Annotated in this window: 5 protein-coding genes; all 5 read right to left on the reverse strand. The window is 71.1% G+C overall.

The window, feature by feature from the left end; genetic code table 11:
* Positions 1–255 (reverse strand): hypothetical protein (locus ACZJYS_RS23200; protein WP_493180486.1); only part of this gene is annotated, 255 nt, incomplete at its 3' end.
* A gap of 165 nt (positions 256–420) precedes the next feature.
* Positions 421–1,500, reverse strand: coding sequence for a tRNA epoxyqueuosine(34) reductase QueG (gene queG, locus ACZJYS_RS23205; RefSeq protein ID WP_493180487.1), 1,080 nt, complete (start codon positions 1,498–1,500; stop codon positions 421–423).
* Positions 1,487–1,954: a preQ(1) synthase gene (gene queF, locus ACZJYS_RS23210; protein WP_493180488.1), complete on the reverse strand. Its 468-nt coding sequence runs from the start codon at positions 1,952–1,954 to the stop codon at positions 1,487–1,489. Before queF ends, queG begins: the two co-directional genes overlap by 14 nt.
* A complete protein-coding gene (gene tgt / locus ACZJYS_RS23215) occupies positions 1,951–3,075 on the reverse strand; it encodes a tRNA guanosine(34) transglycosylase Tgt (protein ID WP_493180489.1) in 1,125 nt (374 codons plus the stop codon). The genes queF and tgt overlap by 4 nt, the downstream gene beginning before the upstream one ends.
* A partial coding sequence (gene queA, locus ACZJYS_RS23220) for a tRNA preQ1(34) S-adenosylmethionine ribosyltransferase-isomerase QueA (RefSeq protein WP_493180490.1) occupies positions 3,072–3,981 on the reverse strand: 910 nt, incomplete at its 5' end. The genes tgt and queA, both read right to left, overlap by 4 nt.

Raw genomic sequence — 3,981 nt, forward strand, 5'->3', positions numbered from 1 at the left:
CTCGGCGGCGAAGGCGCGGCGCGCCTGCTGGCCGGGCATGGTGATGTTGCGCCGGCGGCACCACTCCTTGAACGGCTCCGGCCGCACGGCGATGCGGATGACGCGGTAGCCCTCACCCATCGCCCGCGTCACATCCTGCTGCGCGCCGGAGAGCCAGTCATCGTAGTGCTCGCTCATGTCCGGCATGAAGTTGCGCAGGGCGTCGAAGGATTGCTGGTCGTACCAGGCGAAGCCCATGATCGGCTTGTCGCTCATCGGGGTTCCTCTGCGGTGCTGGCCGGCCTGGCGCCGGCTTCCACGAAGGTTCTACAAAAAATGAGACGGCGTGGCAGCGCCCTGTGCGCCTCTCAAGAAGCAGTTGATATCGTTGAATAAAAGGTTAACGCGATATCGGCCTCCCGCATCATGCCGCCGGGCTGCTCATCTTGCCGTCCCTGCCAGGCGTTCCGCCGCCCATGCCGCCGCCTCCGCCACCACCGCCGACGGGTCGGCGCGCAGCGCCTCGGCCACCGGGCGCAGCGTGGCGTCGCCCGAATTGCCGATGGCGTTGAGCACGTTGCGCACGAAGCGGTCCCGCCCGATGCGCTTGATGGGCGAGCCGCTGAACAGGGCGCGGAAGCCGGCATCGTCCAGCGCCGCCAGCTCCGCCAGGCGCGGCGCGGTGAGGTCCTCGCGCGGCATCAGCCCCGGCTCGCGCGCGGCGGCGGCGAACTTGTTCCAGGGGCAGACGGCCAGGCAGTCGTCGCAGCCATAGATGCGGTTGCCCATGGCGGCGCGGAATTCGTGCGGGATGGGGCCGTGATGCTCGATGGTGAGGTAGGAGATGCAGCGCCGCGCATCGAGCCGGTAGGGGCCGGCGAAGGCATCGGTCGGGCAGGCGGTCAGGCAGCGTGTGCAGCGGCCGCAATGGTCGGCCTCGGCGCCGGTGGGGGCGAGGTCGAGCGTGGTGTAGACCTCGCCCAGGAACAGCCAGGAGCCGTGCGCGCGGCTGACGAGGTTGCTGTGCTTGCCCTGCCAGCCCAGCCCCGCCGCCTGGGCCAGCGGCTTCTCGGCCACCGGCGCGGTGTCGACGAACACCTTGAGCGCGCTGTCCTGCCAGCGCTCCACCATCCAGCGGGCCAGCGCCTTCAGGCGCTTCTTGACGATGTCGTGGTAGTCCCGGTTGCGGGCATAGACGCTGATGGCGCCACGGTCCCGCCGTTCCAGCAGGGCGAGCGGGTCCTCCGCCGGGCCGTAGTTCATGCCGAGCGCGATGACGGAGACGGCCTCGGGCCAGAGCGCCCGCGGGTGGGCGCGCTGCTCGGCGCGCTCGGCCAGCCAGCCCATCTCGCCCTGCATCCCCGCGGCGAGGAACGCATCGAGCCGCGCCCGCACCTCCGGGCCGAGATGGGCGGGGGCGAAGCCCACCGCGTCGAAGCCGAGCGCCAGCGCCTGGTCGCGGATCTCCGCCGCCCGGCCTTCAGGCGTGGCGGCGGGGGCGGGCTTCTTACCCGCGCCCACGGTAGTTCGGCACGTCCTGCGCCGGCACCCAGACGCCCTCGGGCGCGGTGCCGGTCTGCCAGAAGACGTCGATCGGGATGCCGCCGCGCGGATACCAGTAGCCGCCGATGCGCAGCCACACCGGGTCCAGCACCTCGGCCAGCCGGACGCCGATGCCCACCGTGCAGGCCTCGTGGAAGGCGCCGTGGTTGCGGAAGCTGGTGAGGTAGAGCTTCAGGCTCTTGCTCTCCACCAGCCAGTCGCCGGGGATGTAGTCGATGACGAGATGGGCGAAGTCCGGCTGCGCCGTCAGCGGGCAGAGCGAGGTGAACTCCGGCGCGGTGAAGCGCACGCAGTAGCGCCGGCCGGGATGCGGGTTGGGCACGCGCTCCAGCACCGCCTCCTCGGGCGATTGCGGCTGGCGCGTGGCCTGGCCGAGCATGGTCAGGCCGGAGACGTCGTGAGAGGCGGTCATGCGGGGGTCTCCTCGGGCTTGCGCCAGCCGGCTTCCAGGGCGGCGGCCTCCTCGGCCAGGCGGCCATCGAGGATGGCCTGGCGCAGCCGCGCCATCAGGCGCTGGTAGTAGCGGATGTTGTGCCAGGTGAGCAGGATCGGCCCCAGCATCTCCCCCGCCTTGAACAGGTGCTGCAGGTAGCCGAGGGAGTGGCGGGTGCAGGCGGGGCAGTCGCATTCCGGGTCCAGCGGGCCGGTGTCCTCGGCGTGGCGGGCGTTGCGGATGTTCACCACGCCATGGCTGGTATAGGCCCGGCCCGTGCGGCCCGAGCGCGTCGGGATCACGCAGTCGAACATGTCGACGCCGCGCATCACCGCGCCGATCAGGTCGGAGGGCGTGCCGACGCCCATCAGGTAGCGCGGATGCGTCTCGGGCAGCATCGGCACGGAGAAGTCGAGGGTGCGGAACATCTCCGCCTGTCCCTCGCCGACGGCGAGGCCGCCGATGGCGTAGCCCTCGAAGCCGATCTCCGTCAGGGCGCGGGCGCTTTCGGCGCGCAGATCCTCGAAGACGCTGCCCTGCTGGATGCCGAACAGCCCGTAGCCCGGCCGCGCGACGAAGGCTGCGCGGGAGCGGGCGGCCCAGTCCATCGACAGCCGCATGGATTTTCCCGCCACCTCATGCGTGGCGGGGAAGGGGGTGCATTCGTCGAAGCACATGGTGATGTCGGCATCCAGCAAATGCTGGATCTCGATGCTGCGCTCCGGCGTCAGGCGGAACTTCTCGCCGTTGATGTGGCTCTGGAAGGTGACGCCGTCCTTGTCCAGCTTGCGGAGCTGCGAGAGGGACATGACCTGGAAGCCGCCGGAATCGGTCAGGATCGGGCCGTGCCAGTCCATCATCTTGTGCAGGCCGCCGAGCCGGCCGACGCGCTCGGCACCGGGGCGCAGCATCAGGTGGTAGGTGTTGCCCAGCACGATGTTGGCGCCGGTGGCGCGCACCGCATCGGCCGTCATGCCCTTCACCGTGCCGGCGGTGCCGACGGGCATGAAGACCGGAGTGGCGACATCGCCATGCGCGGTGTGCAGCGTGCCGGCGCGGGCCTTGCCGTCCTGGCACTGGCAGCTCCAGTGGAGCGTCATGGGGCGGTGTCCTCCCGGAACAGCAGGCTGGCATCGCCATAGGAGTAGAAGCGGTAGCCCTGGGCGACGGCATGGGCATAGGCATCGCGCATCCGCGCCGTGCCGGCGAAGGCCGAGACCAGCATGAACAGGCTCGATTTCGGCAGGTGGAAATTGGTCAGCAGCAGGTCCGCCGAGCGGAACACATGCCCGGGCAGCAGGAAGATGTCCGTCAGGCCGCGGAAGGGATGGATGACGCCCTTCTCGTCCACCGCGCTCTCCAGCAGCCGCAGCGCGGTGGTGCCGATGGCGACGATGCGGCCACCTTTCGCCCGCGTCTCGTTGATGGCGGCGGCGGCTGTCTCCGAGATATGGCCCCACTCGGCGTGCAGCTTGTGCTCGCGCGGGTTCTCGGCGCGGATGGGCAGGAAGGTGCCGGCGCCGACATGCAGCGTCAGCGAGACCTGCGCCACGCCGCGCGCCGCCAGCGCTTCCAGCAGGCGGGGGGTGAAGTGCAGGCTGGCGGTGGGGGCGGCCACCGCCCCCGGCTCGCGCGCGAAGATCGGCTGGTAGTCCTCCCGGTCCTCCGGGCGTGGGCCTTCGGGGCGGGCGATGTAGGGCGGCAGCGGGATCTCCCCCGCGCGCTCCAGCGCGGCGGCGAGCAGCCCCTGGTCGGGGCCGAAATCGAGCAGCACCGCGCCGCCCTCCTGCCGCTCCACCACGCGCGGCGCCAGCTCCGGCGCGCCCTCGATCGACAGGATATCGCCCGGCCGCAGCTTCTTCGCGTTGCGCACCAGCGCGTGCCAGATGCCCCCCCCTTGGTCCCCGGGCTCGGCGCGGTTGAGCATGATCTCCAGCCGCGCCTCGCCGCGCCGGGCGCGCAGCCGCGCGGGGATGACGCGGGTGTCGTTCACCACCATCAGGTCG

The organism is Roseomonas sp. TS2 (assembly GCF_058833935.1).